We start from the raw sequence: 20,364 nt of genomic DNA, 5'->3' as shown, positions 1-20,364 counted from the left end.
CCTGTCACGCACCCTTGCCAGGCTCGGTCGGCATGTACCAGGAACAGCACGGCGCTCCCGCGGTCGCCCCGCTCACGGGCTTCACGGTCGGAGTCACCGCGGCCCGGCGCGCGGACGAACTCGCCGCGCTGCTGCAACGCCGCGGGGCGACGGTGCTCCACGCGCCCGCTCTGCGCATCGTCCCCCTCGCGGACGACGCCGAGTTGCTCACCGCCACCAGGGAACTCGTCGACGACGCACCGGACGTGGTGGTCGCCACCACCGCCATCGGGTTCCGGGGCTGGGTGGAGGCCGCCGACGGCTGGGGCCTCGGCGAGGAGCTGCTCTCCTGCCTGCGCGGTGTCGAACTCCTCGCCCGCGGGCCGAAGGTGAAGGGCGCGATCCGGGCGGCCGGACTGACGGAGGCGTGGTCGCCCACCTCCGAGTCGATGGCCGAGGTGCTCGACCGGCTGCTCACCGAGGGCGTCGCGGACCGCCGGGTGGCGCTGCAACTGCACGGCGAGCCGCTGCCCGGGTTCGTGGAGGCGCTGCGGGCCGGGGGCGCGGAGGTCGTCGTCGTCCCCGTCTACCGGTGGATGCCGCCCGAGGACCTCGCTCCGCTGGACCGGCTGCTCGACGCGGCGGTGGGGCGGTCGCTGAACGCGCTGACGTTCACGAGCGCCCCGGCCGCGGCGTCGCTCTTCTCCCGTGCCGAGGAGCGCGGGCTGCTGCCGGAGCTGCTGGACGCGCTCGCCCACGATGTGCTCCCGGCCTGTGTGGGACCGGTCACCGCCCTTCCGCTCCAGGCGCACGGGCTGGACACGGTCCAGCCCGGACGGTTCCGGCTGGGCCCGCTCGTGCAGCTGCTCTGCGTGGAGCTGCCCGCACGGGCCCGGACGCTGCCGGTGGCCGGCCGTCGGGTCGAGATCCGCGGCCAGGCCGTCCTCGTCGACGGCACCGTCCGCCCCGTGCCGCCGGCCGGGATGTCGCTGCTCAACACCCTGGCCCGGCGCCCCGGCTGGGTGGTCTCCCGCGCCGATCTGCTGCGTGCGCTGCCGGGCGCCGGGCGGGACGAGCACGCCGTGGAGACGGCGATGGCCCGTCTGCGCGCCGCACTCGGCGTTCCCAACCTCATCCAGACCGTGGTGAAGCGCGGCTACCGCCTCGCCCTCGACCCGGCGGCCGGCGACAAGTACGGGGGCACCTGACGGGTCGCGGAGGCCACTCGTGTCAGGGGTCACCGGGGTCACCGAGGGCTCCGGGTCGCGGGGGCCACTCGTGTCACGGGGCACGGGGCACGGGGCACGGGGCCGCGCAGCCGTGGAGCCGCGGGGGTCACCGGGGTCCGGGCGGTTGCGGCCGGTCGTGCGGACACCCGGGGCGGGATGCCCTGCCGGCCCGGGGGCGCGGGCGCGCCCGCCCCGTCCCGTCCCGCGGGCGACCGGAGGGCATCCGGCCGCGCCACCCACCGGGTGTACCGCACCCGGGGGTACCGCACCGGGTGTACCGCACCGGGATACCCGCCCGGGGCCCGCGCACGGGGGGTTCACGGGGCGCGCTCGCCGGGGCACCCTGGAGCCCATGGGCATCGGCTCGAACGACGGGCGGTTCGACTCCGGGCGCGTCTGCCTGGACCTCGTGGCGGCGCGACCGGAGGGCCCCGAGGAACTCGGCGGCTGGCTCACGGCGGCCGGTCTGCTGCCGTCGGGCACACCGCTGGGCGCGGTGAACGCCCGCTGGGTCGCTCCGTTCCGGGAACTCCGCGACTGCGTGGCAGGTCTGGTGGACGCCCAGATCGACCGCCGTACGGGGGGACCCGCACCGGTGCGCCGCGGTGCTCCGGACGGTGCCCTGACGCGGCTCAACGAGTTCGCCGCCAGCGCCCCGCCCGCCGTCACCGCCGTGCGCGACGACGACGGCGAACTCGTCCGGGCCCCGATCGCCCGCCCCGAGTGCGCCGCGCTGCTCGCCGCCGTCGCCCGCGACGCGGTGGACCTGCTCACCGACCCGGTGGCCCGCGCCCGGCTGCGCCGCTGCGAGGGCGACGGCTGCCACCGTGTGTATCTGGACACATCCCGGGGCCGTCGCCGCCGCTGGTGCTCCAGCGAGGTCTGCGGCAACCGGGAGCGGGTGGCGCGGCATCGGCGCCGCGCCGCCCTCACCCGGGCCTGACAGATCGTCAACTTGTGTCGTTAACGCCCGTAATGCCCCCCGGGGTGGCGCCGCTTTCACCATCCCGCCGAAGATTCCCGAAAGTTTTTCCCGCTCGCGTTGAGTGGATCGGCGGACTCCCCCGTAGTGATGGACGACAGAGAAGCAGTCAGACATCAGACGGGGTCTCGACCGGGAGGTTCAGGTGCGCAAGGATGCCGCCGTGGCCGATGACCGTTCAGGTAGGGCCCGGCATCGCGCCGACTCGTCGCGCACCAGCACATCCGTCCCTGACGAGGAGCTGATGCGCGTGCTGTATCAGGAGCACGCCGGACCCCTCCTCGCCTATGTGCTCCGCCTCGTGGCCGGCGACCGCCAGCGTGCCGAGGACGTGGTACAGGAGACGCTCATCCGTGCCTGGAAGAATGCCGGTCAGCTCAATCGGGCCACCGGCTCTGTCCGACCCTGGCTGGTGACGGTCGCTCGGCGTATCGTCATCGACGGTCACCGCAGCCGGCAGGCCCGGCCGCAGGAGGTCGACCCGTCGCCGCTGGAGGTCATGCCCGCGGAGGACGAGATCGACAAGGCGTTGTGGCTGATGACGCTATCCGATGCGCTCGATGATTTGACCCCTGCTCACAGGGAAGTACTCGTCGAGACGTATTTCAAAGGGCGTACGGTCAATGAGGCGGCCGAGAAGCTCGGCATACCCAGCGGGACCGTGCGGTCCCGGGTGTTCTACGCACTGCGTTCCATGAAGCTCGCTCTGGAGGAGAGGGGGGTCACGGCATGAACAGGCAGGACCAGTTCGGGCAGTTCGGACAGTCCGAAGAGGGGTCGGTCCACGAGACGGCCGGGGCGTACGTCCTCGGCATCCTCGACGACGCGGAAGCCACCGCGTTCGAGGCGCATCTGGCCGGCTGCGACATCTGCGCCGCCCACCTCGAGGAGTTCGCGGGCATGGAGCCGATGCTGGCGATGCTCGCCGAGGCGCCGGCGCGGCCGGCCGTTCCCGAGCAGCCGACCGCGCTGCCCTTCGACAGCAGGGTCATGCAGCCCCCGGCCCGCTCCGCGACCGTGGTCCCGACCGCGCCGAGTCCGCAGCTGCTGAACCGGCTCGTGGACGAGGTGGCGGTGAAGCGCTCCCGCAAGCGCCGCCGGAGTATGTACATGATCGCGGCGTCGGCCGTGCTCATCCTGGGCGGGCCGGCCGTGGCGGTGGTCGTCACCCAGGACGACGCCACGGCGGGCAGCGCCGCGGCGGCCCATCCGACCAGCGCGGCGGAGGACGTGTTCTTCGACGGCATGGGGGAGAAGATCGAGGCGACGGACGCCGCCACCCGGGTCTCCGCCACCGTCGGGCTGGAGGAGAAGGGCTGGGGCACCCATGCGGTCCTGGAACTCAAGAACGTCAAGGGCCCGCTGAAGTGCAGCCTCGTCGCCGTCTCCAAGAGCGGTGAGGAGGAGGTCGTGAGTTCCTGGTCCGTCCCGGAGCGCGGTTACGGCATCGCGGACAGCACGGACAAGGAGGCCAGGAAGCCGCTGTACATCCACGGCGGCGCCGCCATGGAGCGCAACGAGATCGATCACTTCGAGGTCCGCACCTTCGACGGGAAGCGCCTGGTGGAGGTCGGCGCCTGAGCCGAGGACACCCGGAACACGGCAGCGGACCTCCCGCCTGACATTACGGCCCCCTTCGCGTACGGTTGACGGCTGCCCAGTGCACGTCAGAAGGGGGCCACGGTGGCCGCGCAGGAAGCCGCTGTCGACTCGGTCCGGGACCGCGAGATCCTTGTCGAACAGGACCATCTGGACCAGGTGTACCGCCGCCTCGAGGAGAAGATCCACGAGGCGGAGTTCCTGATGGACGACGCCGCCAAACGCGGCCAGGTCGGCACGCCCGGCGCGCTCGCCGAACGGGACGCCCAGGTGTTCCGCGCCGGGATCCACCTCAACCGGCTCAACAGCGAGTTCGAGGACTTCCTCTTCGGCCGGATCGACCTGCTGCGCGGCAAGGACGGCAGGAGGGGGCCCGACGGCGCGTACACCTCCGTCGAGCCCGCCGACGACGCCGTGCGCTCGGACGGGCGCGGGCAGCACGCCGACATCGCCGAGACGCTGCACATCGGCCGGATCGGCGTGCTCGACTCCGACTACGCGCCCCTGGTCATCGACTGGCGCGCGCCCGCCGCCGCGCCCTTCTACCGCTCCACGCCGGTCGACCCCGGCCGTGTGGTGCGCCGCCGGGTCATCCGCTCCAAGGGCCGCCGGGTCCTCGGCGTCGAGGACGACCTGATGCGCCCCGAGCTGACCGCCCGCCTCGGCGGCGCCGAACTGCCCGTCATCGGCGACGGCGCCCTGATGGCCGCGCTCGGCCAGGCCCGTACCCACACCATGCGGGACATCGTGTCCTCCATCCAGGCCGAGCAGGACCTGGTGATCAGGGCACCCGCGGCCTCGGTCACCGAGGTCTCCGGCGGGCCCGGTACCGGGAAGACGGCCGTCGCGCTGCACCGGGCCGCGTATCTGCTCTACCAGGACCGGCGCCGCTACGCCGGCGGCATCCTCGTCGTCTCCCCGACCCCGCTGCTGGTCGCCTACACCGAGGGCGTCCTGCCGTCGCTGGGCGAGGAGGGGCAGGTCGCGATCCGGGCGGTGGGCTCCCTGGTGGACGGCGCCGAGGCCACGGTGTACGACGATCCGGCGGTCGCCCGCGTCAAGGGCTCCCTGCGGATGGCGAAGGTGCTGCGCAAGGCGGCCCGCGGCGCCCTGGAACTCGGCGGCCCTCCCGACCGGCTGCGGGTCGTGGCCTTCGGCCGCCGGCTGGAGCTGGAGGCCGACGAACTCCAGCGGATCCGCCACAGCGTCCTCGGCGGCACCGCGCCCGTCAACCTGCTGCGTCCGCGTGCCCGCAGACTGCTGCTGGACGCCCTGTACGCCAGGTCGGGGGCCGCCGGGCGGCACAGCGACCCGGAACTCGCCGCCGAGCTGCGGTCCTCCTTCGACGAGGACGTCAGCTCGGAGGACTCGTTCGCCGGCTTCCTCCACACGTGGTGGCCCGAGCTGACACCGCGCGGGGTGCTCGCCGCGATGGCCGACGAGCGGCGGCTGGCCCGCTGGTCCCGCCGCGTCCTCAACCCCGGCGAGGTGCGCAGGGTCGCCCGCAGCCTGAGACGCGACGGCCTGTCCGTGCACGATGTGGCGGTCCTCGACGAGTTGCAGGCGATCCTCGGCTCCGCCGGCCGCCCGAAGCGGAAGCGCGAGGCCGACCCGCTGGACCAGCTCACCGGGCTGGAGGAGCTGATGCCGCGGCGCGAGGAGTCGCAGCGCGAGCGCGCCGAGCGGCTCGCCGCGGAGCGCACCGAGTACGCCCATGTGATCGTCGACGAGGCCCAGGACCTCACGCCCATGCAGTGGCGGATGGTCGGCCGCCGCGGACGGCACGCCACCTGGACGATCGTGGGCGATGCCGCCCAGTCGTCCTGGTCGGACCCGGACGAGGCCGCCGAGGCACGCGACGAGGCCCTCGGCACCCGGCCGCGCCGCCGCTTCGAACTCACCGTGAACTACCGCAACCCCTCCGAGGTCGCCGAGCTGGCTGCCCGGGTGCTGACGCTGGCCATGCCGGGGATGACGGCGCCCCGCGCCGTCCGCTCGACGGGCCTGCGGCCCCGGTTCGCGGTGGCCGGGGGCGACCTGGAGGGGACGGTGCGGCAGGAGACCCGGCGCCTGCTGGACGAGGTCGACGGCACCGTCGGCGTCGTCGTCGCGATGGACCGGCGCGACCAGGCCGCCCGCTGGCTCGACGGGCTCGGCGACCGCGCGGTCGCCCTCGGCTCGCTGGAGGCGAAGGGGCTGGAGTACGACGCGACGGTGGTGGTGTCCCCCGCGGAGATCGCCGACGAGTCGCCGGCCGGTCTGCGGGTGCTGTACGTGGCGCTGACCCGCGCCACCCAGCGGCTCACGGTGGTCTCCGGCAGGCGCGACGAGCCCGACGCGGACGGGGTTCCGGACCTGCTGAGGGACTGAGGGACTGGGGGCTGAGGGTCCGGCCCGGCCGGCCGGCCGGCGGGGCGGGGCGGGGCGGGGCGACCGGCGGTGCCGCGACCGGCGGGACCGGGTGCGGCCGACGGCGGGACCGGGTGCGGCGGGGTCCGGTGCGGCGGACGGCGGGCGGGTGCGGCGGGGTCCGGTGCGGCGGACGGCGGGCGGGTCAACTCGCCAAGCGGGAATCACCTTCCGGGGACTCTTTGTTAGCCTGTGTGTGGCACCGGCCCGATCCAAGCCCCCGGGCCCAACCTTCGTCCCCCAGAGGGACCACTTGCCGCGAGGCGAGCATGGCGGGCCGGTGTCATCGGACATCGGGAGGAGGTCCGCCTCACCACGGGTGAGGCGGACCTCCTCCCGTTTGCCCCTTCGCCCGTTCTCCCGCTCTCCCGCTCTCCCGTTCACTCCAGGCTTCTCGTATGGTGGAAAGAATTTTCCGTAACCCAAACGACCGGTATTACCTGCTACTGGCAGGTAGGTGCGACCATCGGATGGCCCCGCCCGGTCCTCACCGGGCGGTGCGGCAACGAAGCTAGGGAAAGCAGAGGAACTCGGCCATGGCAACGGCGCCCAGCGTCTCGTACTCGATGACGGTCCGGCTGGAGGTGCCCGCGAGCGGAACCGCGGTCTCCCAGCTCACCACGGCGGTGGAGTCCTCCGGCGGCTCGGTCTCCGGTCTCGACGTCACGGCGTCCGGGCACGAGAAGCTCCGGATCGACGTCACCATCGCGGCGACCTCCACAACGCACGCCGACGAGATCGTCGAGAAGCTGCGCACCATCGAGGGAGTCACCCTCGGCAAGGTGTCCGACCGGACGTTCCTCATGCACCTCGGCGGCAAGATCGAGATGCAGTCCAAGCACCCCATCCGCAACCGCGACGACCTCTCCATGGTCTACACCCCGGGTGTGGCGCGCGTCTGCATGGCGATCGCCGAGAACCCCGAGGACGCCCGCCGCCTCACCATCAAGCGCAACTCCGTGGCGGTCGTGACGGACGGCTCCGCGGTCCTCGGCCTCGGCAACATCGGCCCGAAGGCCGCCCTGCCCGTCATGGAGGGCAAGGCCGCGCTCTTCAAGCGCTTCGCCGGCATCGACGCCTGGCCGCTCTGCCTGGACACCCAGGACACCGACGCCATCGTCGAGATCGTCAAGGCCATCGCCCCCGGCTTCGCCGGCATCAACCTGGAGGACATCTCCGCCCCCCGCTGCTTCGAGATCGAGGCACGGCTGCGCGAGGCCCTCGACATCCCCGTCTTCCACGACGACCAGCACGGCACCGCGATCGTCGTGCTCGCCGCCCTCACCAACGCGCTGCGCGTGGTGGGCAAGGAGGTCGGGGACGTCCGGGTCGTCATGTCCGGCGCCGGCGCGGCCGGCACGGCCATCCTGAAACTCCTCATCGCCGCGGGCGTCAAGCACGCAGTCGTCGCCGACATCCACGGCGTCGTGCACGCCGGCCGCGAGGACCTGGTGGACGCCGCGCCCGGCTCGGCGCTGCGGTGGATCGCGGACAACACCAACCCCGAGGGCGTCACCGGCACACTGAGGGAAGCGGTCCGCGGTGCGGACGTGTTCATCGGCGTCTCCGCCCCGAACGTGCTCGGCCCGGAGGACGTCGCGGCCATGGCGGACGACTCGATCGTCTTCGCGCTCGCGAACCCCGACCCCGAGGTGGACCCGGCAATCGCCCGGCAGACCGCGGCAGTTGTGGCCACCGGCCGCAGCGACTTCCCGAACCAGATCAACAACGTGCTGGTCTTCCCGGGTGTCTTCCGCGGCCTCCTCGACGCGCAGTCGCGCACGGTCAACACGGAGATGATGCTCGCCGCGGCAGCGGCGCTGGCGGACGTCGTCACCGAGGACGAACTCAACCCGAACTACATCATCCCGTCCGTCTTCAACGACAAGGTCGCGGGCGCGGTCGCCGGGGCGGTCCGGGACGCCGCGCGTGCGGCGGGCGCGGTGGTGTCGGGCGCCGGCGTGGTCTGAGTCCGCCGCGTGGCGGGCCACCGGGTACGGGCCCGGGGTGTCGCAGGTCATCGGGCGTGGGGCCGGGCGCGGGCGCCGGCGTGGTCTGAGTCCGCCGCGTGGCGGGTCATCGGCTACGGGTCCGGGGTGTCGCGGGTCATCGGGTACGGTCCGGGCGCGTTCCGGGTGCGGCGCGGGTCACCGGGTACGGTGCGTTCCGGTGCGTACCGGGTCGGTGTGAGGCCGGGCGCGGTCCGAGTCCGGCGCGTCGCGAGTCGCGGGCCCGGAAGACCGCCCGTAGGGTGGCGGACCATGAGCCCGCGACGGGCCGCACGACCTCGGAGGACCCACCTCCGGCGGGCTTCCCCCCGGCCGTTTCGGCTTCACGGAGTCCGCGGTGAGTCGACGGAACGTCACCGGAACGAGCCAGTGGCGCTTTTCGTGTGACTCCGGAGGGTGCCGGATTGGCTTTCCCGCCGCTGGTGGGGGCAGGATGCTCAATTGGGCGCGAGGGTCTGACAGCAGACCCGGGTCCGGGGAACTGTCCGAGGGCCCTGGCAGCATCGGCTTCGATCTCACGCCTCACAGGCAAGAAGAACACGGGAGTAAGAACATGAACCGCAGTGAGCTGGTGGCCGCGCTGGCCGACCGTGCCGAGGTGACCCGCAAGGACGCCGACGCTGTGCTGGCCGCCTTCGCAGAGGTCGTCGGCGAGATCGTCGCCAAGGGCGACGAGAAGGTCACCATCCCCGGTTTCCTGACCTTCGAGCGCACCCACCGTGCCGCTCGCACCGCTCGCAACCCGCAGACCGGCGACCCGATCCAGATCCCGGCCGGCTACAGCGTGAAGGTCTCCGCGGGCTCCAAGCTCAAGGAAGCCGCGAAGGGCAAGTAAGCCCCAGAGAGCGAGGGCGGCCACTTCCCGTCGGGAGTGGCCGCCCTTGTGCCGTCCCGGGGCGGTGCGGCGCCGGGACGGAGCGGTACGGATCGGGGCCGGTCTACCGCGCCCCGGCGCCGACGGCCGTGTGCCGCGCTCACGAGTGCAAAGGGTGCGGGGAAGAGCGCCGAGCACCGGTGGCCGCGGGGCGGTCGGGTCGGCGCTCGGCGGCAGGGGCCGGCCGGATCCCCGGAGAGCCGGCCCGCAGAGAACCGGCCCCCCCAGAGGGGCGGACGGCCGCGGTCCCGGCAACCTCGGTCAGAGCGCCGCGGTCCCGGCAACCTCGGTCCCGGCCGCCTCGGTCAGAGCGCCTCGGTCAGACGACCGCTGCGCGCGGCAGCTCGACCTTGGCGCCGAGTTCCACGAGTTTCTCCATGAAGTTCTCGTAGCCGCGGTTGATCAGATCGATCCCGTGCACCCGGGATGTCCCCTGTGCCGCCAGCGCCGCGATCAGATACGAGAAGCCGCCGCGCAGGTCCGGGATCACCAGGTCCGCGCCCTGGAGCTTCGTCGGCCCGGACACGACGGCCGAGTGCAGGAAGTTGCGCTGGCCGAAGCGGCAGTCCGAACCGCCCAGACACTCCCGGTACAGCTGGATGTGCGCACCCATCTGGTTGAGCGCGGAGGTGAAGCCCAGCCGGGACTCGTACACCGTCTCGTGCACGATCGACAGGCCCGCCGCCTGCGTCAGCGCCACCACCAGGGGCTGCTGCCAGTCCGTCTGGAAGCCCGGGTGCACGTCCGTCTCCAGGGCGATCGCGTTGAGGGAGCCGCCCGGGTGCCAGAAGCGGATGCCCTCGTCGTCGATCTCGAAGGCGCCGCCGACCTTCCGGTAGGTGTTGAGGAAGGTCATCATCGACCGCTGCTGCGCGCCGCGTACATAGATGTTGCCCTCGGTCGCCAGCGCCGCCGACGCCCAGGAGGCCGCCTCCAGACGGTCGGGCAGCGCCCGGTGGGCGTAGCCGCCGAGGCGGTCGACGCCGGTGATCCGGATGGTCCGGTCGGTGTCCATGGAAATGATCGCGCCCATTTTCTGCAGGACGCAGATCAGGTCCTCGATCTCGGGCTCGACCGCCGCGTTCGACAGCTCGGTGACCCCCTCGGCCAGCACGGCCGTCAGCAGCACCTGCTCGGTGGAGCCGACCGAAGGGTACGGCAGCCGGATCCTGCATCCGCGAAGCCGCTGCGGGGCCTCCAGATACTGCCCGTCCGCCCGCTTCTCGATCTTCGCGCCGAACTGCCGCAGCACGTCGAAGTGGAAGTCGATGGGCCGCCCGCCGATGTCGCAGCCGCCCAGGCCGGGGATGAAGGCGTGCCCGAGCCGGTGCAGCAGCGGGCCGCAGAACAGGATCGGGATGCGCGAGGAACCGGCGTGGGCGTCGATGTCCGCGACGTTCGCGCTCTCGACATACGTCGGGTCGAGCACCAGTTCGCCTGGTTCCTCGCCCGGCCGCACCGTCACACCGTGCAGTTGCAGCAGCCCTCTCACCACCCGCACGTCGCGGATGTCGGGCACGTTGCGCAGCCTGCTCGGCTCGCTGCCGAGCAGCGCGGCGACCATGGCCTTCGGCACCAGGTTCTTGGCGCCGCGGACGCGGATCTCGCCCTCCAGCGGGGTTCCGCCGTGGACAAGCAGTACATCGTCTGTGCCGGTCATGAATCTCGCGTTCCGGAGGGTCCCCCCAGGGAGCCCCGGGGAGGAGGTCGGGCAGGGGCCAGAGAAAAGGTTAAGGCCCTCCTACCCCCGTCCCGTAAGGCCAAGGGCACCCTGCGGGTGTAATGAATCCGGCACAATGCACTCTGTTCCGGCGCGCCTGCGGAGGGTCACCATCCGCTTGTTCCGGGGGCGCGCCCTCCCGCTGCAGCGGTGCGCCCTGAGCTGCGTCGGCCCGGACCGGGACGCCCGCTCCCCGTGGAGGGCGAAGATGCGGGATCATGTCTCCCATGACCGAGGTGTCCTCCCTCACAGGGCGGCTGCTCGTCGCCACTCCGGTCCTCGCGGACCCCAACTTCGACCGCGCGGTGGTGCTCCTGCTCGACCACGACGAGGAGGGGTCGCTCGGTGTGGTCCTCAACCGGCCCACTCCCGTCGGCGTCGGCGACATCCTGGAGACCTGGGCCGGTCTGGCCGGTGAGCCCGGCGTGGTCTTCCAGGGCGGTCCCGTCTCCCTGGACTCGGCGCTCGGCCTCGCCGTGATCCCCGGCGACGAGGGACCCCTCGGCTGGCGCAGGGTCCACGGGGCGATCGGCCTCGTCGACCTGGAGGCCCCGCCGGAACTGCTCGCCTCCTCGCTCGGCTCGCTGCGGATCTTCGCGGGGTACGCGGGCTGGGGCCCGGGCCAGCTGGAGGCCGAGTTGGGCGAGGGCGCCTGGTACGTCGTGGAGTCAGAGCCCGGCGACGTGTCCTCCCCGAGGCCCGAGTCGCTGTGGCGGAACGTGCTGCGCCGCCAGCGCAGCGAACTCGCGATGGTGGCCACCTATCCGGACGACCCTTCGCTGAACTGAATCCGCGCGGCTTGAGTACCCTTGGCACCTATGAGCACTCTCGAGCCCGAGCGCGGGGCAGGTACGGGCACCCTCGTGGAGCCGACACCCCAGGTGTCGCACGGTGACGGCGACCACGAGCGCTTCGCCCATTACGTCCAGAAGGACAAGATCATGGCGAGCGCCCTCGACGGCACTCCCGTGGTGGCACTGTGCGGCAAGGTCTGGGTGCCGGGACGCGACCCGAAGAAGTACCCGGTGTGCCCGATGTGCAAGGAGATCTACGAGTCCATGGGCCCCGGCGGGGACAAGGACAAGGGCGGCAAGGACAAGAAGTAGCCGGACGGCCGGGCCGCCGGGCCCGGACCCCCTTTCCGGATCGGGAACGGCCCCACCCGGAAGGGCGGGGTCCGGGGCGTCCCGGTGCCGGTGCGCGTGCGCGTGCCCGTGCCGGCAACCGTGCCGGTTCGACCAGGCCGTGAGCAGTTCGTGCAGACGCCCGGCGGGGTTCCCCGCCGGGCGTTTCGGGTAGCCGGCCGTCGAGTGCGGCCGCGACGGTTCCGCCGTCCCGCGGGTGCGGCCCGCCGCCGGGCCTTCGGCGGGCCCCGCGGCGCGCCCCTCCCCGGTCCCGGGCACGGACCGCCCGGCGGACCGCCCGGCTGATTGTCCGGCGGATCGTCCCGTCGAGGTGCGGCCGCCGGGCGACCGGCTGATCGGGGCGGAGGGCCGGTCGGCCGCGGACCGCGGCGACATGGTGCCGGGTGGCCGGGCAGCCGGGTGGTCGGGGGTGGTCGCGGCTGAGCGGTGCGTAGGACCCGGTGCACGGCCGTTCACCGTTCACCGTTCACCGTTCACCGGTCGGCGTTCACCGGTCGCCGGTCAGCCGTAGGCGGCGAGGAACGCCCGGACGCCGGCTGTGGCGTAGTGGTCGAGTTCGGCCTCGGTGTGCTGGGGGCTTCCGTGGAACATGGCCTTGTTCACGGGGATCCACAGCAGCAGGCCGGAGAAGTGGTGTGCGGCCAGCAGCGGTTCGTCGATGTGGAGCAGCCCGCGCTCGGCGAGGTGCTCGAAGGTGGCTGCCAGGGTGGCCAGGACCCGTTCGAAGCCCTGTTCGTACCAGTCGGCGCCGAGTTCGGGGAAGGTGTCCGCGTTGGCGATGACCAGGCGCCGCAGTTGAAGTACCTGGGGCCGGGTGAGCGCGGTCAGGAACTGGCGGGAGAGACGGGTCAGGTTCTCTTCCAGTGTGTCGGCGTCGGCCGGGATGCGGGCCACCAGTTCGACCATGCCGTCGACCCGGTCGGTGGTGGCCAGGACGATCTCGCCGAACAGTTTCTCCTTGTCGGAGAAGTGCTTGTAGACGGTCTGCTTGGACACCGCGGCCAGCCTCGCGATGTCGTCCATGCTGGTGCCGGAGTAGCCCCTGCTCAGGAAAGCGCTGGTCGCGGCTTCCATGATCGCCTGGCGCTTGAGCGCCGACCGGCCGTGCTCGCTTGCTTCCACGCCGCCTCCCAACTCTGGTACTGGACAGTCCAGTTCTCGTGTGGGTACCGTACCGTCCGGTTCCGCTCAGTACCACACCGTCCAGTTCCGGTGAGGGTTCCGTCGAGGAGGACATCGCATGACCCGGACCACCAGTGCCCCGATCGCGGAAGGCGCCCCGGCCCGGCCTGCCGCCCGGGCCCTGCTGGCCGGCGCCGCCGCGGCCGGCCCGCTGTTCCTGGGCGCCGGTCTGACGCAGGGCCTCACCCGTGACGGCTTCGACTTCACCCGCAACGCCCTCAGTCAGCTCAGCCTCGGCGACCTCGGGTGGATCCAGATCACCGCCTTCCTGCTCACGGGTGTCCTGCTGCTGGCGGGCGCGGCCGGGATGAGCCGGGCGCTGCGCGGTACGCCCGGCGGCACCTGGGCTCCGCGGCTGATCGGCGTGTTCGGCGGATCCTTCCTGCTCGCCGGGGTGTTCGCCGCCGACCCGGGTGCCGGATTCCCCGCCGGCGCCCCCGAGGCCCGCGCCGTCTCCCTGAGCGCGCACGGCGCCGTCCACATGTTCGCCGGCATGGTGGGCTACCTCGCGCTCTGTGCCGCGTTCCTCGTGCTCGCCCGGCACTTCGCCACCCAGGGCCGACGTGGCTGGGCCGTCGCCTCCCGTGTCGCGCCCGCGGTGGTCCTCGCCGGTTTCGCCGGCTCGTCCGCCGGTGTCCTGGCCTTCACCGCGGGAGCCGGACTCGGCCTCCTCTGGCTCACCGCGGTCACCGCCCGGCTGATGGCGGCGGTACCGCCGGTGAGGCGGCACCAACCCCCCTTTCCCGCCCGTCGCTTCGGCGGGGCGGCAATCCGGAACCACCGACTGCGAACGGACGGGAACACGTCAGCATGACCGAACAACCGAAGGGCCCGGCCGGCTACTTCCCCTCGATCGAGCAGAAGTACGGCCGCCCGGTAGCCGAGTGGAAGGATCTGATCCGCTCCTCGCCTCTGACCCGCCACGGGGAACTCGTCTCCTGGCTCAAGGCCGAGCACGGGTTGGGTCACGGCCACGCCAACGCGCTCGTCGCGCACACCCTCGCCGAAGACGGCGGAAAGTAAGGGCGCTTGACCCCCGGACAGGGGCCGCGGCCTCTCGCGTGATCAATCGCGGGAGGCCGCGACGCGTGTCCGGCCCCCCGGCCGACCGCGTCCGGCGCCGACCCCATCCGGCGCCGCCGCCCGCCGTCTGCGCGGTGTCCGCGCGCCGTCCGCCCACCACCCGCCGTCTGCGCGGTGTCCGCGCGCCGTCCGCCCGCCACCCGCCGTCTGTGCGGTGTCCGCGTGGTGTCCGCGCGCCGTCCGCCCACCGCCCGCGCGGTGTCCGCGACCGCGGGAGAGGCGGGCGGGTGCGCTCGGACGCCCGATCGAGGGGGCGCCCCCAAACGTGTGAGCCCTGCCCCAACAGGCTGTTCCCGATCCGGCTCCCTGGGAGCGTGGACACCCGTGGGAAAAAGTCGTACAAGGAATGCCTTCAACCGGCAATTCGCCCGTGCCGGTAATGCCGTGGCAATTCGGCCATTCCGCTTGTTACGGGAGGTCCGGGGTGGATGCGTCCTTCGTGGACCCCAGCGCCGGACCGCCCGGAAGATGTGCCAGAGTTGCCACGTCCGGACTGTGAGGACGTACGGTACGGCAACACAAACGGACAGCCGGGATACCGGGAAGGGGCAGCTGGGTTGACCACGCACGCACCGCAAGCGGCGCAGTCCGTGACACTGCCGGCCTCGCTCGGAGAGGCCGTGGCGGCGCTCACCGACATGCCCGCCGCCGTGCCGGTCGCCGGGGGCACGGACCTGATGGCGGCCGTCAACAAGGGCCGGCTCAGGCCCGCGGGCCTCGTCGGTCTCGGCCGTATCAACGAGATCCGGGGCTGGCAGTACCAGGACGGCCACGCCCTGCTCGGTGCCGGACTCACCCATTCCCGCATGGGCCGACCCGACTTCGCCGCGCTCATCCCGGCGCTCGCCGCCGCCGCCCGCGCCGCCGGACCCCCGCAGATCCGCAACGCGGGCACCCTCGGGGGCAACATCGTCACCTCCGCCCCCACCGGCGACACCCTGCCGGTGCTGGCCGCTCTCGAAGCGGACCTGGTGATCGCGGGACCGGGCGGAGTGACACGCGAGATCCCCGTCTCCCATCTCCTCGCCGGCCGCGAGCTGCTCGGCCCCGCCGAACTCGTCGGCTACGTGCGCGTACCGCTCCTGCACGCTCCGCAGGTGTTCCTGAAGGCCACCGGGCGTACCGGCCCCGGCCGGGCGACGGCGTCCGTCGCCGTCGTCCTCGACCCGGCACGGCGCGGGGTGCGCTGCGCGGTCGGCGCGATCGCCCCGATGCCGCTGCGCCCGCTGGAGGCCGAGCGCTGGATCGCCTCGCTGATCGACTGGGACGCTGAGCGCGGACTCGCCCCGGAGGCACTGGCGGCCTTCGGCGAGTACGTGGCGGCCGCCTGCATCCCGGACCAGGAGGGCGACGAGCAGCTGCCGCCCGCCGTCCTGCACCTGCGGCGCGTGGTCGCCGCGCTGGCCCGACGAGCGCTGGGGAGGGCACTGTCGTGAGCTCCGAGGAGAACGAGCCCCGGGACACCGCCCCGCACGGCGGCGGCTGGCAACCCATCCCGCAGGGCGGCGAGTACGACGCGGAGGCCACCGCGTTCGTCCGCCTGCCGTCCGACGACATGCGCGACGCACCGCTCGCCGCGCCGGGCCACGGCTATGTGCCCCCGCAGATCCCACCGGCGGCACAGGACGGCCGGGCGGCGGGCTGGACCGTCCCGGAGCAGGCGCCGGACGCCTCGCACCACTGGGCGGCTCCGGGGGCCGGGCAGCCGCAGAACCCCTACGAGCCGTATGCCGGGCAGCAGCCCTACGCCTCGCACCAGGCGTACCCCGGCTCCGGTCTCCGGGCCGGCGGGGACTCCCGGGCCGGCGGCGACCTCCGGGCCGGCGGTGAACAGCACGGTGGCTACGGCCCGCACGGTGCGTACGGTGCCCCGGATCCGTACGGTGCCCGGGACCCTCGGGGTGCCCGGGACCCGCAGGGTGACGGCGAGCCCCGCACCGGGCACGAAGCGCACCCCGGCCCCGCTCCGCTCGGCGGCGGCGGTTTCCGGGGCGGCCACGGCGCGGAGGGCGGCGGCGATCCCCGCGCGCCCCGTGGCGCGGCCGACGGCCACGACCCGCACGCGACGGGTCAGTGGACCTTCCCGGAGGCTGACGAGCCGTCGTCCGGCCCCGCCGGGACAGCGGACGCGAGAGACCTCACCGGCCAGTGGACCATTCCCGTCGCCCACGGGGACCTCCCGGAGGAGTCGGGCGAGTTCTCGGCATCCGCCCTGGCGCAGTGGGGCGGTCGTACTCCGCCGGCCACCCTGCCCGGCGGTGCCCCCGCTCCGTGGGCCACGACTCCCGACGGCGGCACCCCGGCCGGGGGCACCCCCCTCGGCGGTACGCCCGCCTCCGGCACACCGGTGCCCGGAGCCGGCTACCCCGCCACCCTGCCCGGCGGCGCACCCGCCCCCTGGGCGGCCGAGGGGTATCCCGCTCAGGAGGAGCGAGCCGGATCCGCCGCCGGACCCCGCACCGAGCAGCGCGACGAAGCGGGGCACGGCCCGCACGGTGAGGGTGCGCACCCCGGTGCCGGTGACGAAGCGTCTGCTGATGCTGCGCCTGCGCCTGCCGCCGCCGCCCCGGACCGGAGCGGGTCGTATCCCGTCGAACCGTCCGAAGCGGACCGCCCGCGGGCCGGGGACATGGAGGCCGGTCACATGGAGGCCGGCCACATGGAGGCCGGTCACATGGAGGCCGGCCACGTGGAGGCCGGCCACGTGGAGGCCCGCGACATGGAGGCCGGTCACGCCGGTCACATGGAGGCCGGCCACGTAGAGGCGGACCGTACGGAGCTGGATCGTACGGAGTTCGACGGCACCGAGCCCGACCGCACGGAGCCCGACCGCGCCGACGCCGATCATCCGGGGACCACCGCCCATGACGCGAGCCCGGAGCCCGGCCGCGCCGCGGACACCGGGGACACCGGCGACACCGCGGACACCGGAGTTGGGGACACCGCGGACACCGCGGACACCGGGGACACCGGGGACGCCGTCTCCGGGGGGGCCGTGGAGGTCCCGGAAGCCGATGCGGCCTCCCAGGACCCGCCCGACCCAGCCCGTCAGGACCCACCGGACGCGCCCCCGGCCGGGGAGGCGGCGGCTCCCGACACGTCCGGGGCCGGCGCGGAGGGTGTCGGGTCCGCCACCACAGCGACGGCGACGGCGACGGCGAACGACGAACACCCGCACAGTTCGTACGTCCTGCGCGTGAACGGAGCCGACCGGCCCGTCACCGACGCATGGATCGGCGAGTCCCTGCTCTATGTACTGCGTGAGCGCCTCGGCCTCGCGGGCGCCAAGGACGGCTGCTCGCAGGGCGAGTGCGGCGCCTGCAACGTCCAGGTCGACGGCCGGCTCGTGGCCTCCTGCCTGGTGCCTGCGGCGACCGCGGCCGGCTCCGAGGTCCGTACCGTCGAGGGCCTGGCCGCCGACGGCGAACCCTCCGACGTCCAGCGCGCGCTGGCCGCGTGCGGAGCAGTCCAGTGCGGATTCTGCATCCCGGGCATGGCCATGACCGTGTCCGACCTGTTGGAGGGCAACCACGCCCCCACGGAACTCGAGACCCGCCAGGCCCTCTCCGGCAACCTCTGCCGCTGCTCCGGCTACCGGGGCGTCCTCGACGCCGTGCGCGAGGTGGCCGCGGAACGCGGGGCGAGCGCCGCCGCGGCCGCCGAGGCCGCCGACGGGAGCCGCGAAGCAGCCCAGGACGCGGCCCGCATCCCGCGCCAGGCGCCCCCGGGCGCCGGTAGTGTGCAGCCCCACCCGCATGACGGAGGCATGGTGTGAGCAACGACGCGGCCATCGCAGCCCCCGCGGTCGACGGTCCCGAGCAGGAACCGCCCGCTCACGGCCTCGGCGCCGCCCTCCCCCAGGCGGACACCCGCGCCAAGACCGAGGGCACCTTCCCCTACGCCTCGGACCTGTGGGCCGAGGGGCTGCTCTGGGCGGCGATCCTGCGCTCCCCGCACCCCCGCGCCCGGATCACCGCCGTCGACACCTCCGCCGCCGCCGGGATGCCCGGCGTCCGGGCCGTCGTCACCCACGCCGACGTACCCGGCGACGCCGCATACGGACGCGGGGTCGCCGACCGGCCCGTCTTCGCCTCCGACACCGTCCGCCACCACGGGGAGGCCATCGCCGCGGTCGCCGCCGACCATCCCGACACGGCCCGGCTCGCCGCCGCCGCGATCACCGTCGAGTACGAGGTCCTCGAACCGGTCACCGACCCCGAGCAGGCCTTCGCCGCCGAGCCGCTGCACCCCGACGGCAACCTCATCCGCCACATCCCGCTGAGCTTCGGCGACCCCGAGGCCGTCGGCGAGGTCGTCGTCGAAGGGCTCTACCGCGTCGGCCGCCAGGACCCGGCACCCATCGGCGCCGAGGCCGGCCTCGCCGTGCCGCGCCCCGACGGCGGGGTCGAGCTCTACACCGCCTCCACCGACCCGCACACCGACCGCGACCTCGCCGCCGCCTGCTTCGGCCTGGACAAGGAGCGCGTGAAGGTCGTCGTGACCGGTGTGCCCGGCGCGACCGGCGACCGGGAGGACCCGGGGTTTCAGATCCCGCTGGGGCTGCTCGCCCTGCGCACCGGATGCCCGGTCAAGCTCGCCGCCACCCGCGAGGAGTCCTTCCTCGGCCACGCCCACCGCCACCCGACTCTGCTCCGCTACCGCCACCACGCGAGCGCCGAGGGCAGGCTGCTGAAGGTGGAGGCGCAGATCCTGCTGGACGCGGGCGCCTACGCGGACGCCTCGTCGGAGTCCCTCGCCGCCGCCGTCGCCTTCGCCTGCGGGCCGTACGTGGTGCCGCACGCCTTCATCGAGGGCTGGGCGGTCCGCACCAACAACCCGCCCTCCGGCCATATGCGCGGAGAGGGCGCGCTTCAGGTCTGCGCCGCCTACGAGGCCCAGATGGACAAGCTGGCGGCGAAGCTGGGTCTGGACCCGGCCGAGATCCGCCTCCGCAACGTCCTCGCCACCGGCGACATCCTCCCCACCGGGCAGACCGTCACCTGCCCGGCCCCGGTGGCCGAACTGCTCCAGGCCGTACGCGACTTCCCCCTCCCGCCGCTGCCCAAGGACACTCCGGAGGACGCCTGGCTGCTGCCCGGCGGACCAGAGGGCGCGGGCGAGCCCGGTGCGGTGCGGCGCGGCGTCGGCTACGCCCTGGGCATGGTCCACATGCTCGGTGCGGAGGGGACCGACGAGGTCTCCACGGCCACGGTGAAGGTCCAGGACGGTACGGCCACGGTCATCTGCGCGGCCGTCGAGACCGGGCAGGGCTTCTCCACCCTCGCCCGGCAGATCGTGCAGGAGACGCTCGGCATCGAGGAGGTGCGCGTCGCCCCCGTCGACACCGACCAGCCTCCGGCCGGCCCCGCCGCCCACGGGCGCCACACCTGGGTCTCCGGCGGTGCCGTCGAGCGCGCGGCGAAGATGGTCCGTACGCAGCTGCTGCAGCCGCTGGCCCACAAGTTCGGCATGTCCACCGAACTGCTGCAGATCAACGACGGCAAGATCACCTCGTATGACGGAGTGCTGTCCACGACGGTCACCGAGGCCATGGACGGCAAGGAGCTCTGGGCCACCGCGCAGTGCCGTCCGCATCCCACCGAACCCCTCGACGACCACGGCCAGGGCGACGCCTTCGTCGGTCTCGCCTTCTGCGCGGTCCGCGCGGTCGTCGACGTCGACGTCGAACTCGGCTCCGTGCGCGTCGTGGAGATGGCCGTCGCCCAGGACGTGGGCCGCGTCCTCAACCCCGCCCAGCTCGCCACCCGGATCGAGGCGGGGGTCACCCAGGGCATCGGCGCCGCGCTCACGGAGAACCTCCGCACGGCCCGCGGTCTGGTCCGCCATCCCGACCTGACCGGCTACGCCCTGCCGACGGCCCTCGACGCCCCCGACATCCGCATCGTCAGACTCGTCGAGGAGCGCGACGTGGTCGCCCCCTTCGGCGCGAAGGCGGCCAGCGCCGTCCCGGTCGTCACCTCCCCGGCCGCCGTCGCCGCCGCCGTCCGCGCGGCCACCGGCCGCCCGGTCAACCGCCTCCCGATCCGGCCGCAGGCGGCGGTCGCCACGCCGTAGCGGCGGCGCGTCCCCGGGAGGCGCGCCGGCCGCGACCGCCGTTTGACGGAGACCGACCCTGGTCGGCCGTGTCAGTTG

Annotated in this window: 16 protein-coding genes; 14 read left to right on the top strand and 2 right to left on the bottom strand. The window is 73.5% G+C overall.

Features of this window, described 5'->3' with window-relative positions:
* Positions 1-32: 32 nt before the first annotated feature.
* The 7 genes from DDQ41_RS08305 to DDQ41_RS08275 all read left to right on the top strand — a co-directional run bounded on the left by DDQ41_RS08305 (position 33) and on the right by DDQ41_RS08275 (position 9,042).
* Positions 33-1,187, top strand: a complete 1,155-nt coding sequence (locus tag DDQ41_RS08305) for a uroporphyrinogen-III synthase (RefSeq protein ID WP_109293908.1) — start codon at positions 33-35, stop codon at positions 1,185-1,187.
* A 373-nt stretch (positions 1,188-1,560) separates the two neighbouring features.
* Positions 1,561-2,151, top strand: coding sequence for a CGNR zinc finger domain-containing protein (locus tag DDQ41_RS08300; RefSeq protein ID WP_109293907.1), 591 nt, complete (start codon positions 1,561-1,563; stop codon positions 2,149-2,151).
* 184 nt (positions 2,152-2,335) lie between these two features.
* Positions 2,336-2,923 (top strand): sigma-70 family RNA polymerase sigma factor, encoded by a 588-nt coding sequence (locus DDQ41_RS08295; RefSeq protein WP_026165301.1) that lies wholly within the window; start codon positions 2,336-2,338, stop codon positions 2,921-2,923.
* Complete coding sequence (locus DDQ41_RS08290; protein ID WP_109293906.1) at positions 2,920-3,771, top strand: anti-sigma factor family protein; 852 nt, start codon at positions 2,920-2,922, stop codon at positions 3,769-3,771. The genes DDQ41_RS08295 and DDQ41_RS08290 overlap by 4 nt, the downstream gene beginning before the upstream one ends.
* A gap of 102 nt (positions 3,772-3,873) precedes the next feature.
* Positions 3,874-6,159: a HelD family protein gene (locus tag DDQ41_RS08285; protein WP_109293905.1), complete on the top strand. Its 2,286-nt coding sequence runs from the start codon at positions 3,874-3,876 to the stop codon at positions 6,157-6,159.
* Positions 6,160-6,734: 575 nt separating this feature from the next.
* Complete coding sequence (locus tag DDQ41_RS08280; RefSeq protein WP_109293904.1) at positions 6,735-8,168, top strand: NAD-dependent malic enzyme; 1,434 nt, start codon at positions 6,735-6,737, stop codon at positions 8,166-8,168.
* 592 nt (positions 8,169-8,760) lie between these two features.
* Positions 8,761-9,042 (top strand): HU family DNA-binding protein, encoded by a 282-nt coding sequence (locus DDQ41_RS08275; RefSeq protein ID WP_017947975.1) that lies wholly within the window; start codon positions 8,761-8,763, stop codon positions 9,040-9,042.
* Positions 9,043-9,400: 358 nt separating this feature from the next.
* On the opposite strand, the gene murA is transcribed toward DDQ41_RS08275, so the two are convergent.
* Entirely contained in the window at positions 9,401-10,741 is a 1,341-nt protein-coding gene (gene murA / locus DDQ41_RS08270) for a UDP-N-acetylglucosamine 1-carboxyvinyltransferase (protein WP_109293903.1), read from the bottom strand.
* Between the two features lie 287 nt (positions 10,742-11,028).
* On the opposite strand from murA, the gene DDQ41_RS08265 reads away from it, so the two are divergent.
* Positions 11,029-11,589 carry a YqgE/AlgH family protein gene (locus DDQ41_RS08265; RefSeq protein WP_109293902.1) on the top strand — a complete coding sequence of 187 codons (561 nt, stop codon included), beginning with the start codon at positions 11,029-11,031 and terminating at the stop codon, positions 11,587-11,589.
* A gap of 30 nt (positions 11,590-11,619) precedes the next feature.
* Complete coding sequence (locus tag DDQ41_RS08260) at positions 11,620-11,907, top strand: DUF3039 domain-containing protein (protein WP_017947978.1); 288 nt, start codon at positions 11,620-11,622, stop codon at positions 11,905-11,907.
* 540 nt (positions 11,908-12,447) lie between these two features.
* Here DDQ41_RS08260 and DDQ41_RS08255 read toward each other — a convergent pair.
* Entirely contained in the window at positions 12,448-13,068 is a 621-nt protein-coding gene (locus DDQ41_RS08255) for a TetR/AcrR family transcriptional regulator (RefSeq protein ID WP_216365052.1), read from the bottom strand.
* Positions 13,069-13,186: 118 nt separating this feature from the next.
* Here DDQ41_RS08255 and DDQ41_RS08250 point away from each other — a divergent pair, with 118 nt between their 5' ends.
* From DDQ41_RS08250 to DDQ41_RS08230, 5 genes are all read left to right on the top strand, one after another.
* Entirely contained in the window at positions 13,187-13,942 is a 756-nt protein-coding gene (locus tag DDQ41_RS08250) for a DUF998 domain-containing protein (protein ID WP_109293901.1), read from the top strand.
* Positions 13,939-14,151, top strand: a complete 213-nt coding sequence (locus tag DDQ41_RS08245) for a DUF4287 domain-containing protein (protein ID WP_109293900.1) — start codon at positions 13,939-13,941, stop codon at positions 14,149-14,151. The genes DDQ41_RS08250 and DDQ41_RS08245 overlap by 4 nt, the downstream gene beginning before the upstream one ends.
* Before the next feature lie 617 nt (positions 14,152-14,768).
* Entirely contained in the window at positions 14,769-15,647 is an 879-nt protein-coding gene (locus tag DDQ41_RS08240; RefSeq protein WP_109293899.1) for an FAD binding domain-containing protein, read from the top strand.
* Positions 15,644-17,986: a 2Fe-2S iron-sulfur cluster-binding protein gene (locus tag DDQ41_RS08235; RefSeq protein WP_174720270.1), complete on the top strand. Its 2,343-nt coding sequence runs from the start codon at positions 15,644-15,646 to the stop codon at positions 17,984-17,986. The genes DDQ41_RS08240 and DDQ41_RS08235 overlap by 4 nt, the downstream gene beginning before the upstream one ends.
* Complete coding sequence (locus DDQ41_RS08230; protein WP_109293898.1) at positions 17,983-20,286, top strand: xanthine dehydrogenase family protein molybdopterin-binding subunit; 2,304 nt, start codon at positions 17,983-17,985, stop codon at positions 20,284-20,286. Before DDQ41_RS08235 ends, DDQ41_RS08230 begins: the two co-directional genes overlap by 4 nt.
* Positions 20,287-20,364 lie beyond the last annotated feature (78 nt).

It is taken from the genome of Streptomyces spongiicola, assembly GCF_003122365.1.
Taxonomy (GTDB): domain Bacteria; phylum Actinomycetota; class Actinomycetes; order Streptomycetales; family Streptomycetaceae; genus Streptomyces; species Streptomyces spongiicola.
This window is presented reverse-complemented; position numbering and strand designations above follow the sequence as displayed.

Coding starts and splice junctions, on each gene's coding strand:
- DDQ41_RS08305 (WP_109293908.1), top strand. CDS start 33: ATGTACCAGGAACAGCACGGCGCTCCCGCGGTCGCCCCGCTCACGGGC.
- DDQ41_RS08300 (WP_109293907.1), top strand. CDS start 1,561: ATGGGCATCGGCTCGAACGACGGGCGGTTCGACTCCGGGCGCGTCTGC.
- DDQ41_RS08290 (WP_109293906.1), top strand. CDS start 2,920: ATGAACAGGCAGGACCAGTTCGGGCAGTTCGGACAGTCCGAAGAGGGG.
- DDQ41_RS08280 (WP_109293904.1), top strand. CDS start 6,735: ATGGCAACGGCGCCCAGCGTCTCGTACTCGATGACGGTCCGGCTGGAG.
- DDQ41_RS08275 (WP_017947975.1), top strand. CDS start 8,761: ATGAACCGCAGTGAGCTGGTGGCCGCGCTGGCCGACCGTGCCGAGGTG.
- murA (WP_109293903.1), bottom strand. CDS start 10,741: ATGACCGGCACAGACGATGTACTGCTTGTCCACGGCGGAACCCCGCTG.
- DDQ41_RS08265 (WP_109293902.1), top strand. CDS start 11,029: ATGACCGAGGTGTCCTCCCTCACAGGGCGGCTGCTCGTCGCCACTCCG.
- DDQ41_RS08260 (WP_017947978.1), top strand. CDS start 11,620: ATGAGCACTCTCGAGCCCGAGCGCGGGGCAGGTACGGGCACCCTCGTG.
- DDQ41_RS08250 (WP_109293901.1), top strand. CDS start 13,187: ATGACCCGGACCACCAGTGCCCCGATCGCGGAAGGCGCCCCGGCCCGG.
- DDQ41_RS08245 (WP_109293900.1), top strand. CDS start 13,939: ATGACCGAACAACCGAAGGGCCCGGCCGGCTACTTCCCCTCGATCGAG.